Annotated in this window: 13 protein-coding genes; all 13 read left to right on the plus strand. The window is 42.4% G+C overall.

What is annotated here, in order from left to right; translation table 11 throughout:
• Positions 1-89 precede the first annotated feature (89 nt).
• The 13 genes from flaG to ctpB all read left to right on the plus strand — a co-directional run bounded on the left by flaG (position 90) and on the right by ctpB (position 12,488).
• Entirely contained in the window at positions 90-419 is a 330-nt protein-coding gene (gene flaG / locus ACQVGT_RS03055) for a flagellar protein FlaG (protein WP_009968250.1), read from the plus strand.
• A gap of 17 nt (positions 420-436) precedes the next feature.
• The gene (locus ACQVGT_RS03060) at positions 437-1,933 is read left to right on the plus strand and encodes a flagellar hook-associated protein 2 (RefSeq protein ID WP_015384779.1); all 1,497 of its coding nucleotides are present in this window, start codon (positions 437-439) and stop codon (positions 1,931-1,933) included.
• Positions 1,934-1,954: 21 nt separating this feature from the next.
• The gene (fliS, locus tag ACQVGT_RS03065) at positions 1,955-2,356 is read left to right on the plus strand and encodes a flagellar export chaperone FliS (protein ID WP_014481041.1); all 402 of its coding nucleotides are present in this window, start codon (positions 1,955-1,957) and stop codon (positions 2,354-2,356) included.
• The gene (gene fliT, locus ACQVGT_RS03070) at positions 2,353-2,694 is read left to right on the plus strand and encodes a flagella biosynthesis regulatory protein FliT (RefSeq protein ID WP_014481040.1); all 342 of its coding nucleotides are present in this window, start codon (positions 2,353-2,355) and stop codon (positions 2,692-2,694) included. The genes fliS and fliT overlap by 4 nt, the downstream gene beginning before the upstream one ends.
• Before the next feature lie 9 nt (positions 2,695-2,703).
• A complete protein-coding gene (locus ACQVGT_RS03075; RefSeq protein WP_003244377.1) occupies positions 2,704-3,081 on the plus strand; it encodes a DUF8042 domain-containing protein in 378 nt (125 codons plus the stop codon).
• A gap of 190 nt (positions 3,082-3,271) precedes the next feature.
• Positions 3,272-3,841, plus strand: a complete 570-nt coding sequence (gene hpf / locus ACQVGT_RS03080; RefSeq protein WP_003228031.1) for a ribosome hibernation promotion factor — start codon at positions 3,272-3,274, stop codon at positions 3,839-3,841.
• Positions 3,842-4,008: 167 nt separating this feature from the next.
• Complete coding sequence (gene secA, locus ACQVGT_RS03085) at positions 4,009-6,534, plus strand: preprotein translocase subunit SecA (RefSeq protein WP_003228033.1); 2,526 nt, start codon at positions 4,009-4,011, stop codon at positions 6,532-6,534.
• A gap of 69 nt (positions 6,535-6,603) precedes the next feature.
• Positions 6,604-7,705 (plus strand): peptide chain release factor 2 gene (prfB, locus tag ACQVGT_RS03090; protein ID WP_010886623.1). Its coding sequence is split into 2 segments (ribosomal slippage): positions 6,604-6,675 and positions 6,677-7,705, totalling 1,101 coding nucleotides; the frame shifts between segments, so codons are not numbered across the junction.
• A 165-nt stretch (positions 7,706-7,870) separates the two neighbouring features.
• Complete coding sequence (locus ACQVGT_RS03095) at positions 7,871-8,716, plus strand: YitT family protein (RefSeq protein WP_015483762.1); 846 nt, start codon at positions 7,871-7,873, stop codon at positions 8,714-8,716.
• Positions 8,717-8,764: 48 nt separating this feature from the next.
• Entirely contained in the window at positions 8,765-9,103 is a 339-nt protein-coding gene (cccB, locus tag ACQVGT_RS03100) for a cytochrome c551 (RefSeq protein ID WP_015483761.1), read from the plus strand.
• A gap of 233 nt (positions 9,104-9,336) precedes the next feature.
• Complete coding sequence (gene ftsE, locus ACQVGT_RS03105; protein WP_003228039.1) at positions 9,337-10,023, plus strand: cell division ATP-binding protein FtsE; 687 nt, start codon at positions 9,337-9,339, stop codon at positions 10,021-10,023.
• A complete protein-coding gene (ftsX, locus tag ACQVGT_RS03110) occupies positions 10,016-10,906 on the plus strand; it encodes a permease-like cell division protein FtsX (RefSeq protein WP_009968247.1) in 891 nt (296 codons plus the stop codon). The genes ftsE and ftsX overlap by 8 nt, the downstream gene beginning before the upstream one ends.
• Positions 10,907-11,045: 139 nt before the next feature.
• Entirely contained in the window at positions 11,046-12,488 is a 1,443-nt protein-coding gene (gene ctpB, locus ACQVGT_RS03115; RefSeq protein WP_003228041.1) for a carboxy-terminal processing protease CtpB, read from the plus strand.
• The last annotated feature ends 172 nt before the right edge of the window (positions 12,489-12,660 follow it).

Below are 12,660 nucleotides of genomic sequence, written 5' to 3' on the forward strand. Positions count from 1 at the left end.
AAAACAGAAGATTTTTTTCCAAAAATATGTGTAATCTTATCTCCATTTAGTCGATATAAACGATAGATTGGGGCATAGGGGATGATCAATTGAACATTGAAAGGCTCACTACGTTACAACCTGTTTGGGATCGTTATGATACTCAAATACATAATCAGAAAGATAATGATAACGAGGTTCCTGTTCATCAAGTTTCATATACCAATCTTGCTGAAATGGTGGGGGAAATGAACAAGCTGTTGGAACCTTCGCAAGTTCATCTGAAGTTCGAGCTTCATGACAAGTTAAATGAATACTATGTAAAGGTAATAGAGGACTCTACAAATGAAGTGATCCGCGAAATTCCACCAAAACGGTGGCTTGATTTTTATGCGGCTATGACTGAATTTCTTGGGTTATTTGTAGATGAAAAAAAGTAGAATAGGAGTGGTTTGAGATGGTCACAAGAATAACAGGTCTGGCGTCAGGAATGGATATAGATGATATTGTATCAAAGCTGATGCAGACAGAAAGAGCGCCGCTTGATAAGCTGACACAAAAAAAGCAGACTCTTGAATGGCAGCGTGACAGCTATCGTGAAGTAAACTCAAAAATAAAAGAATTACAAGATTATATGTCTAATAATAAGCTGACATATCCGAGTACGTTTCAGAGTAAAACTGTAACAAGTTCAAACGAATCTGTTTTAACTGCTACAGGAACTGCAAGTGCAGCAAACTCTTCTTCTACTGTTGAAGTGGCGAGCTTGGCAACCGCAGCAACGTATAAGGCAAACAATTATACGGGATACACTCAAGGCGATTACAATTTGGCATTTAACGTTGTTGCGCCTGGCGAAACAACGGCAAAAACAGTGAACATTAGTGTGACGAGCGCCGATACGATTGATAATGTGATTTCTAAACTTAACAGCTCAGATCTAGGAGTATCAGCTTTTAAAGATAAAATTTGGAATGGTACAGAGTACGTAGAAACAATTGCGTTTTCTTCTAAAGCAACAGGTGCAGGAGGCAGTATACAGGCAGCAGACTCTGCTACAGCTGACTTTATGTCCGGTCAGCTTGGTTTTTCTTTGGATGCTGATAATAAGCTCACTGCTTACAAAGAAGGCACAAATGCCAAAGTCACAATTAACGGCTTTGAAATGGAGAAGCTGACAAACAACTTTACAGTTAATGGTGTTACCTACACAATTAAAAATACAACTGCAGCAACAGGCCCTGTTACCACATCTGTATCTACTGATGTTGACGGGATTTATAACCAAATCAAAGAGTTTGTAGATAAATACAATGAACTGGTTGACAGCCTGAATGGAAAGCTGAAAGAAGAAAAATACCGAGACTATGCGCCGCTGACGAGTGAACAAAAAGAAGCAATGACCGATAAAGAGGTAGAACTCTGGGAGGAAAAGGCAAAAAGCGGTTTGCTGAAAAATGATACTAGTATCAGCACTGGTACGAACCAAATGCGGACTGATTTTTATTCTCAAGTTAATGCGGATGGAAAAACCTATCAATTAACTGAATTTGGCATCACAACGTCAGGTGCTTACCAAATGCGAGGACATCTAGAGATTAATGAAGACAAACTGAAAGCTAAGATACAAGAAGATCCGCAAAGTGTCGCCGCTTTATTTACAAGTGGGTCGAACAGCAGCGCCTATAGTGATAAAGGGATTATGAAACGCATCGGTGACACCCTGAAAAGTACGGTGAAAAGCATTGAAGCAAAAGCCGGTAACTCGACAATGGGAACCAATGATTATTCAATCGGTAAAAATTTAAACACGATCAGCACTAATATTACCAAAATGCAGGACCGGTTGACCACAATAGAAAACCGCTATTATTCAAAATTCAGTGCAATGGATTCTGCGATTCAAAAAATGAACGAACAAGCGTCCTATTTATCACAGCTTCTTGTACAATAAATGTAATTTGGAGGATGACACATGGCGATCCAAAATCCATATACAGCCTATCAGCAAAATTCAGTGAATACGGCTACACCCGGGGAGCTGACGCTTATGCTGTATAATGGCTGTTTAAAATTTATAAGACTTGCCTCTCAGGCCATTGAGAATGATGATATGGAACGTAAAAATGAGAATCTGATTAAAGCGCAAAATATTATTCAGGAATTAAATTTTACACTTAACCGTAACATAGAGCTTTCCGCTTCCATGGGTGCGATGTACGATTATATGTATCGAAGATTGGTACAGGCAAATATCAAAAATGATACGGGCATGCTGGCTGAGGTTGAAGGCTATGTAACAGATTTTCGCGATGCTTGGAAACAAGCCATTCAAAGTGAACGGAAGGACCGGCACGGATCAGGCGGGATCGCATGAATAACATAGATCAACTATACACTGAGACGAAGAGTATGCTGTCACACATACAAAATACGCCGGAAAGCGATGAGCTTTTAAAACAAATTGAAGACTTTGTGGCTAAACGGTCTGAACTGATTCAGGAGATATCTCTGCCGCTTTCAGAAGAAGAGCGAAAGCAGATGAAGCTAGTGCTGACATGGGATCAGCTTATTGTGAAGGAAATGGAACGACTGAAGCAGTCAATCGCAGCAGAACTTCAGCAGATGAAAAGAAAACGTGTGATGCATACGACGTATTTAAACCCTTATAACAACATTACGATTGACGGCACATATTATGACAAGCGTAAATAGGTGAGTGCCTTGAAGAGCATTGAAGATTATACGCTTTTATCAGCTTATTATCATCTTCTTTTTACCATTGAAGAAGGGTTGTGTTATTTGATAGAGGCTGAAGAGAATTTATCAAAAACAGAAGGGGATCGGATCTACCAAGATCTGATCCAAGCCTTTTTTTATTTGGATTCAACACATTCAACACTTCTCTTCATTATGGATTCGCGGTGTGCTGAAATTTGTGTGAAAGCATTTGACCAAATTTTTGCGGAGTTTGATCAATTGGTCTCTTTCTCTTTTCCCTCTCATGAGTTCTGTGAGTATTTAAAGGAACATTTTCTGATTCATTATAGAAAATGGATGCTGTCTATTCATCAATGTATGGAACCCTTTTTAATCAATTAGGCGTGTGTGAGGTATTTGTTTCGTTCAATCAGCATATACATATACCTCCGAACCGCCAATAACAGAGCAAATACAAACAAAATTCGACAAAGTTCACTGAATTTTCACAAAAGATTTATGTTTCAGCAGGAATTGTAAAGGGTAAAAGAGAAATAGATACATATCCTTAATAAAAGGGAGGCGTTCTTTGATGAACTATAACATCAGAGGAGAAAATATTGAAGTGACACCCGCGTTAAAGGATCATGTCGAGAGGAAGATCGGCAAGCTGGAGCGCTATTTTGACCATAGCGTGGATGCTGATGTGAACGTCAACTTGAAGTTTTACAATGACAAGGAGTCTAAGGTTGAGGTTACGATTCCGATGACAGATCTGGCGCTTCGGTCCGAGGTGCATAACGAGGATATGTACAACGCAATTGATCTCGCAACAAACAAACTGGAACGTCAAATCCGTAAGCATAAAACGAAAGTAAACCGTAAATTCCGTGAGCAGGGCTCTCCAAAATATTTATTGGCAAACGGTCTTGGCTCTGATACAGATATTGCGGTTCAGGATGACATAGAAGAGGAGGAGAGCTTGGATATCGTCCGTCAGAAACGCTTTAATTTAAAGCCGATGGATAGTGAAGAAGCGATCCTGCAAATGAATATGCTCGGCCATAATTTCTTTGTTTTCACAAATGCGGAAACAAACCTTACAAATGTCGTGTACCGCAGAAATGACGGGAAATATGGCTTAATTGAACCGACTGAATAATGAAGAGAAGCCTTCCGTGATGTCCGCGGAAGGTTTTTGTTTTTCTTATTTGCAAATTCTTTGGAAATAACAAAAGGTATGATATGATAATGAGAGGTATACATGGACTAGTAAATTATTTATACATGCCTCTAAAATAGGCATGTGATGATAGAGGAGCGTTATAAATGCTTGGAATTTTAAATAAAATGTTTGATCCAACAAAACGTACGCTGAATAGATACGAAAAAATTGCTAACGATATTGATGCGATTCGCGGAGACTATGAAAATCTCTCTGACGACGCGTTGAAACATAAAACAATTGAATTTAAAGAGCGTCTTGAAAAAGGGGCGACAACGGATGATCTTCTTGTTGAAGCTTTCGCTGTTGTTCGAGAAGCTTCACGCCGCGTGACAGGCATGTTTCCGTTTAAAGTCCAGCTCATGGGGGGCGTGGCGCTTCATGACGGAAATATAGCGGAAATGAAAACAGGGGAAGGGAAAACATTAACGTCTACCCTGCCTGTTTATTTAAATGCGTTAACAGGTAAAGGCGTACACGTCGTGACTGTCAACGAATACTTGGCAAGCCGTGACGCTGAGCAAATGGGGAAAATTTTTGAGTTTCTCGGTCTGACTGTCGGTTTGAATTTAAACTCAATGTCAAAGGATGAAAAACGGGAAGCTTATGCCGCTGACATTACTTACTCCACAAACAATGAGCTTGGCTTCGACTATTTGCGTGACAATATGGTTCTTTATAAAGAGCAGATGGTTCAGCGCCCGCTTCATTTTGCGGTAATAGATGAAGTTGACTCTATTTTAATTGATGAAGCGAGAACACCGCTTATCATTTCTGGACAAGCTGCAAAATCCACTAAGCTGTACGTACAGGCAAATGCTTTTGTCCGCACGTTAAAAGCGGAGAAGGATTACACGTACGATATCAAAACAAAAGCTGTACAGCTTACTGAAGAAGGAATGACGAAGGCGGAAAAAGCGTTCGGCATCGATAACCTCTTTGATGTGAAGCATGTCGCGCTCAACCACCATATCAACCAGGCCTTAAAAGCTCACGTTGCGATGCAAAAGGACGTTGACTATGTAGTGGAAGACGGACAGGTTGTTATTGTTGATTCCTTCACGGGACGTCTGATGAAAGGCCGCCGCTACAGTGAGGGGCTTCACCAGGCGATTGAAGCGAAGGAAGGGCTTGAGATTCAAAACGAAAGCATGACCTTGGCGACGATTACGTTCCAAAACTACTTCCGGATGTACGAAAAACTTGCCGGTATGACGGGTACGGCTAAGACAGAGGAAGAAGAATTCCGCAACATCTACAACATGCAGGTTGTCACGATCCCTACCAACAGGCCAGTTGTCCGTGATGACCGCCCGGATTTAATTTACCGCACGATGGAAGGAAAGTTTAAGGCAGTTGCGGAGGATGTCGCACAGCGTTACATGACGGGACAGCCTGTTCTAGTCGGTACGGTTGCCGTTGAAACATCTGAATTGATTTCTAAGCTGCTTAAAAACAAAGGAATTCCGCATCAAGTGTTAAATGCCAAAAACCATGAACGTGAAGCGCAGATCATTGAAGAGGCCGGCCAAAAAGGCGCAGTGACGATTGCGACTAACATGGCGGGGCGCGGAACGGACATTAAGCTTGGCGAAGGTGTAAAAGAGCTTGGCGGACTCGCTGTTGTCGGAACAGAACGACATGAATCACGCCGGATTGACAATCAGCTTCGAGGTCGTTCCGGACGTCAGGGAGACCCGGGGATCACTCAATTTTATCTTTCTATGGAAGATGAATTGATGCGCAGATTCGGAGCTGAGCGGACAATGGCGATGCTCGACCGCTTCGGCATGGACGACTCTACTCCAATCCAAAGCAAAATGGTATCTCGCGCGGTTGAATCGTCTCAAAAACGCGTCGAAGGCAATAACTTCGATTCGCGTAAACAGCTTCTGCAATATGATGATGTTCTCCGCCAGCAGCGTGAGGTCATTTATAAGCAGCGCTTTGAAGTCATTGACTCTGAAAACCTGCGTGAAATCGTTGAAAATATGATCAAGTCTTCTCTCGAACGCGCAATTGCAGCCTATACGCCAAGAGAAGAGCTTCCTGAGGAGTGGAAGCTTGACGGTCTCGTTGATCTTATCAACACAACTTATCTTGATGAAGGTGCGCTTGAGAAGAGCGATATCTTCGGTAAAGAACCGGATGAAATGCTTGAGCTCATTATGGATCGTATCATCACAAAATATAATGAGAAGGAAGAGCAATTCGGCAAAGAGCAAATGCGCGAATTCGAAAAAGTTATCGTTCTTCGTGCCGTTGATTCTAAATGGATGGATCATATTGATGCGATGGATCAGCTCCGCCAAGGGATTCACCTTCGTGCTTACGCGCAGACGAACCCGCTTCGTGAGTATCAAATGGAAGGTTTTGCGATGTTTGAGCATATGATTGAATCAATAGAGGACGAGGTCGCAAAATTTGTGATGAAAGCTGAGATTGAAAACAATCTGGAGCGTGAAGAGGTTGTACAAGGCCAAACAACAGCTCATCAGCCGCAAGAAGGCGACGATAACAAAAAAGCAAAGAAAGCACCGGTTCGCAAAGTGGTTGATATCGGCCGAAATGCCCCATGCCACTGCGGAAGCGGGAAAAAATATAAAAATTGCTGCGGCCGTACTGAATAGTTCGCTCCGGCAAGTTTACTGACCGCGGCGCCTGCAGGCGCCTGCGGATCTTTTAATGAGGTGAATGAAATGGAATTATCAGAAATCAGAGCAGAGCTCGAAAATATGGCTTCTCGTTTAGCGGACTTTAGGGGGTCTCTTTGACCTCGAATCAAAGGAGGCTCGCATTGCTGAGCTAGATGAACAAATGGCTGATCCGGAATTCTGGAATGATCAGCAAAAAGCTCAAACGGTTATAAATGAAGCAAACGGTTTAAAGGATTATGTCAATTCGTATAAAAAATTGAATGAATCTCACGAAGAATTACAAATGACTCATGATCTTTTGAAAGAAGAGCCGGACACTGATCTCCAGCTTGAGCTTGAAAAAGAACTAAAATCATTAACAAAAGAGTTCAATGAGTTTGAGCTTCAGCTTCTTCTCAGCGAGCCGTATGATAAAAATAACGCGATTTTAGAACTGCACCCTGGTGCTGGCGGTACAGAGTCACAGGACTGGGGCTCTATGCTTCTTAGAATGTATACAAGATGGGGAGAGCGCCGCGGCTTTAAAGTAGAAACACTCGATTACCTTCCAGGTGACGAGGCTGGAATCAAGTCAGTGACATTGCTCATCAAAGGACACAACGCTTACGGGTATCTCAAAGCAGAAAAAGGTGTCCATCGTCTTGTGCGGATCTCACCATTTGATTCATCAGGCCGCCGCCACACATCTTTCGTTTCATGTGAAGTCATGCCTGAATTTAACGATGAAATTGATATTGATATTCGTACGGAGGATATTAAAGTTGACACGTACCGTGCAAGCGGCGCGGGCGGACAGCACGTCAATACGACGGATTCAGCCGTTCGGATTACTCACTTGCCGACGAACGTAGTTGTGACATGCCAAACGGAGCGCTCACAAATTAAAAACCGTGAAAGAGCCATGAAAATGCTGAAGGCCAAGCTGTATCAGCGCAGAATTGAAGAGCAGCAGGCAGAGCTGGATGAAATTCGCGGTGAACAAAAAGAAATCGGCTGGGGCAGCCAAATCCGTTCTTATGTATTCCATCCGTATTCCATGGTAAAAGACCATCGGACCAATACAGAAATGGGGAACGTTCAAGCTGTAATGGATGGTGACATTGATACGTTCATTGATGCCTACCTCCGTTCTAAGCTTTCATAAGCTGAAAAACACACCTGATGCATACGGGTGTGTTTTTTTATTCCTTATATCCTTGATTTCACTGCTGCTTTAGCATATTACCACTGTATTTGGGTGTTATTTACATCTAATCAGGGAAGGATTAAAATGCTATCGGAGAGCATTGGAAGAAACGGAGGATATATGATGGACGTACGGAATAAAACATTGTGGATTTTGCGGGATTATGTATACATATTGTTAGGAGCAGCGATTACGGCCGTGTCCTTTAATGTATTTTTGCTTCCGAACAAGATTGCCGCCGGCGGTGTCAGCGGGATCAGTACGATTTTACAATCATATGGTTTTGAAGCAGCGTATGTACAGTGGATTATTAATATCCCTTTATTTATTGCTGGCGTCATTTTGCTCGGCGGGAAATTTGGACTAAAGACACTTGCAGGTTCTGTGTTTTTGCCGCTAGTAGTGTTTTTGACAAGGGATATTCAGCCCGCCACTCATCATGAACTCTTGGCGGCGATTTTTGGCGGTGTCGGGATAGGTATCGGAATTGGTATTGTGTACTTAGGGAAAGGTTCGACGGGAGGTACAGCCTTGGCTGCACAGATCATTCATAAGTACTCCGGTCTGTCATTGGGGAAGTGCCTCGCCATCATTGACGGAATGATTGTTGTTACGGCTATGATCGTATTTAATATTGAGCAAGGCTTATATGCCATGCTTGGCGTCTATGTGTCCAGCAAAACCATTGATGTTGTGCAAGTCGGCTTTAATCGCTCAAAAATGGCACTCATCATTACAAAGCAGGAGCAGGCTGTCAAGGAGGCTGTCTTACAGAAGATTGACAGAGGCGTGACAAAAATTTCTGCAGTCGGCGGATATACTGACGATGACCGTCCGATTTTAATGTGCGTGGTTGGGCAAACTGAATTCACCAAATTGAAACAAATCGTCAAACAGATTGATGAGTCAGCTTTTGTGATTGTAGCAGACGCGAGCGAGGTGCTGGGCGAGGGTTTCAAACGCGCTTAAACGAGGTTATAATATGGAAGAGATCGTAAAGGAGTTGTGCTTCTCAACATGAAATCAAAGTTATCGATACTAATGCTTGGATTTGCGCTTTCTGTTCTGTTGGCTGCCTGCGGATCAAACGATGCAAAAGAAGAGAAGACAGACACCGGCAGCAAGACGGAAGCCACTGCATCTGAAGGAGAAGAATTATATCAGCAAAGCTGCGTAGGCTGCCACGGCAAGGATTTAGAAGGTGTGTCAGGGCCTAATCTCCAAGAGGTCGGAGGCAAATACGATGAACACAAAATTGAAGGCATTATTAAAAACGGCCGCGGCAATATGCCAAAGGGGCTTGTAGATGATAACGAAGCCGCTGTTATTGCCAAATGGCTGTCAGAAAAAAAGTAAGATAAAAACATCCTTGCTGAGTGCCGGCAAGGATGTTTTTATGCTTTGACAATATGAATGAAAAGAAACTGTAATAGTATTATGTCTAAATTTGACGTATAATGAAGTGTATTGAAAAAGGGAACTTTCAGATTTTTCATCTTTTTACAAATGAATGGGTCATAAATTGTCGAATGCATTCGAAGAGTATGACCGTGTGATAGATAAAATGATATAAAAGATTAGGTGATTTCATGATAGAGATGAAGGAAGTATATAAAGCCTATCCGAACGGCGTAAAAGCGCTCAATGGGATTTCTGTTACCATCCATCCCGGCGAGTTTGTGTATGTTGTTGGTCCGAGCGGAGCGGGTAAATCTACTTTTATTAAAATGATTTACAGAGAAGAAAAACCGACAAAAGGACAAATTTTAATCAATCATAAAGATCTCGCGACAATTAAAGAAAAAGAGATTCCTTTCGTGCGCCGCAAAATAGGCGTTGTCTTTCAGGATTTCAAGCTTCTTCCGAAACTTACTGTTTTTGAAAATGTGGCATTTGCCCTTGAAGTGATTGGAGAACAGCCGTCTGTCATTAAGAAACGGGTGCTTGAAGTGCTTGATCTCGTGCAGCTGAAGCATAAAGCGCGACAATTTCCTGACCAGCTTTCAGGCGGGGAGCAGCAGCGTGTATCTATTGCCAGATCAATTGTGAACAACCCTGATGTTGTCATTGCTGATGAACCGACAGGAAACCTTGATCCGGATACGTCCTGGGAAGTCATGAAGACGCTGGAGGAAATTAACAACCGCGGGACAACAGTCGTGATGGCGACACATAATAAAGAAATTGTAAACACCATGAAGAAACGTGTCATTGCAATCGAAGATGGTATCATTGTGCGTGATGAGTCAAGAGGGGAGTATGGTTCATATGATTAAAATTCTCGGGCGCCACTTGCGTGAGAGTTTTAAATCTCTCGGGAGAAACACATGGATGACATTTGCGTCCATTAGTGCTGTAACCGTTACGCTGATTTTAGTCGGCGTGTTTTTAGTGATTATGCTGAATTTGAATAACATGGCCACGAATGCAGAAAAGCAAGTCGAAATCAAAGTGTTGATTGATCTGACTGCAGATCAGAAGGCGCAGGACAAGCTTCAGAACGATATTAAGGAACTGAAGGGCATTCAGAGTGTCACTTTTTCATCTAAAGAAAAAGAGCTTGACCAGTTGGTTGACAGTTTTGGTGACAGCGGAAAATCTCTGACAATGAAGGATCAGGAAAACCCGCTTAATGATGCGTTTGTCGTCAAAACGACAGATCCGCATGATACGCCGAACGTGGCGAAAAAGATCGAAAAAATGGATCATGTTTATAAAGTCACTTATGGAAAAGAAGAGGTCAGCCGTTTGTTTAAAGTGGTCGGCGTTTCCCGCAACATTGGAATCGCGTTAATTATCGGCCTGGTATTTACGGCGATGTTCTTAATTTCCAACACCATTAAAATTACAATTTTCGCAAGAAGAAAAGAAATTGAAATCATGAAGCTTGTCGGCGCGACAAACTGGTTTATTCGCTGGCCGTTTTTCCTTGAAGGATTGCTGCTAGGCGTATTCGGTTCTGTGATACCGATTGCACTGGTGCTGAGCACTTACCAATACGTCATCGGATGGGTCGTTCCAAAGGTTCAAGGATCATTTGTCTCTCTTCTTCCTTATAATCCATTTGTATTCCAAGTTTCGCTAGTGCTGATTGCAATCGGCGCAGTAATTGGAGTATGGGGAAGTCTGACTTCCATCCGCAAGTTTTTGCGAGTATAAAGTGAAAAAGCCGTCCCGCTTTCGGGACGGCTTTTCATTTGCCTTCTTTTTCTTCTATGATTACATGAAATCTCCATCCTTTACATATACTATCTCTAGGTTTTGGTAAAGACAGTCTGGCATACAGGAGGAGTAAAGGATGAATCAAAAAATAATGGCTGTGATAGCAGCAGGGAGCATGCTGTTCGGAGGCGCCGGTGTATATGCGGGAATCAACCTGCTTGAGATGGATAAGCCCCAGACTGCAGCAGTTCCCGCGACGGCCCAAGCTGACTCTGAACGGGATAAAGCTATGGACAAAATCGAAAAAGCGTATGAGTTAATTTCGAATGAGTACGTAGAAAAAGTAGATAGAGAAAAGCTGCTCGAGGGAGCCATCCAGGGAATGCTGTCTACGCTAAATGATCCTTATTCTGTTTACATGGACAAGCAGACAGCTAAGCAATTTTCTGATTCTCTTGATTCCTCATTTGAAGGCATCGGGGCTGAGGTTGGCATGGAAGACGGCAAAATTATTATTGTTTCCCCATTCAAGAAATCGCCAGCGGAAAAAGCCGGGTTGAAGCCTAATGATGAAATTATCAGCATCAATGGAGAATCGATGGCCGGCAAGGATTTAAACCACGCTGTGTTAAAAATAAGAGGAAAAAAAGGGTCCAGCGTTTCAATGAAGATTCAGCGGCCTGGAACGAAGAAGCAGCTGTCATTCCGGATCAAGAGAGCTGAGATTCCGCTCGAAACGGTTTTTGCATCAGAGAAAAAAGTACAGGGGCATTCTGTCGGGTATATTGCCATCTCTACTTTTTCTGAGCACACCGCAGAGGATTTTGCAAAAGCGCTAAGGGAGCTTGAGAAAAAAGAAATAGAAGGACTTGTCATTGATGTACGCGGCAACCCGGGCGGATATCTTCAAAGTGTGGAAGAAATTCTTAAGCATTTCGTTACAAAGGACCAGCCGTATATTCAGATTGCTGAACGCAATGGAGATAAAAAACGTTATTTTTCAACATTGACCCATAAAAAAGCGTACCCTGTCAATGTGATTACGGATAAAGGAAGTGCCTCTGCATCAGAAATTCTTGCCGGCGCATTAAAGGAAGCTGGCCATTATGATGTTGTAGGCGATACGTCTTTTGGAAAGGGAACGGTTCAACAGGCTGTGCCAATGGGGGACGGCAGCAACATCAAATTAACGCTTTACAAGTGGCTGACGCCAAATGGAAACTGGATTCATAAGAAAGGAATTGAACCGACCATTGCGATTAAGCAGCCCGATTATTTTTCCGCCGGGCCCTTACAGCTGAAAGAGCCGCTTAAAGTGGACATGAACAATGAAGACGTCAAGCATGCGCAGGTATTGTTAAAAGGTCTCAGCTTTGATCCGGGACGTGAGGATGGCTATTTCAGCAAAGACATGAAAAAAGCGGTTATGGCTTTTCAGGATCAAAACAAGCTGAATAAAACCGGTGTGATTGACACTCGCACTGCAGAGACATTAAATCAGCAGATAGAAAAGAAAAAATCAGATGAAAAAAATGATTTGCAGCTTCAAACAGCATTGAAATCATTATTTGTCAATTAAAGGAGATGGTATTCCATCTCCTGTTTCTTTGTGCTTAAAGAGATTATGGATCATAAGTCACATAAAAAATGAGTTTTTGACAAGAAATTAAAAAAATTTTCACAAATAAACATTTATAAAGGACTGTTATTACCCGATATCAATATATGAGAGAGACTTTCTAACGAGTTAA

The sequence above is a fragment of the Bacillus sp. SCT118 genome (genome assembly GCF_058566435.1).